Source organism: Chryseobacterium sp. c4a, from assembly GCF_009900745.1.
In the GTDB taxonomy this organism is placed as follows: domain Bacteria; phylum Bacteroidota; class Bacteroidia; order Flavobacteriales; family Weeksellaceae; genus Chryseobacterium.
In genome coordinates, this window is sequence record NZ_WXVU01000053.1 from 1 (window position 1) to 526 (window position 526).

Below are 526 nucleotides of genomic sequence, written 5' to 3' on the forward strand. Positions count from 1 at the left end.
AAAAGCGAAAGATATAAAGATCATTGACATACAATATAACAACCAAGTAAGGAAAAACTAAAGCGTTAAAAACTTTGAGTGAGTCAGACAAACATACAATGGAGAGTTTGATCCTGGCTCAGGATGAACGCTAGCGGGAGGCCTAACACATGCAAGCCGAGCGGTAGAGTTTCTTCGGAAACTTGAGAGCGGCGTACGGGTGCGGAACACGTGTGCAACCTGCCTTTATCTGGGGGATAGCCTTTCGAAAGGAAGATTAATACCCCATAATATATTTGTTGGCATCAATGAATATTGAAAACTCCGGTGGATAGAGATGGGCACGCGCAAGATTAGATAGTTGGTGAGGTAACGGCTCACCAAGTCTGCGATCTTTAGGGGGCCTGAGAGGGTGATCCCCCACACTGGTACTGAGACACGGACCAGACTCCTACGGGAGGCAGCAGTGAGGAATATTGGACAATGGGTGAGAGCCTGATCCAGCCATCCCGCGTGAAGGACGACGGCCCTATGGGTTGTAAACTTC

General features: G+C 48.1%; 1 rRNA gene. It reads left to right on the forward strand.

The annotated features are described in order from the left end of the window. Window positions 1-95 precede the first annotated feature (95 nt). Window positions 96-526, forward strand: a 16S ribosomal RNA gene (locus tag GTR01_RS24440); the annotation flags it as partial.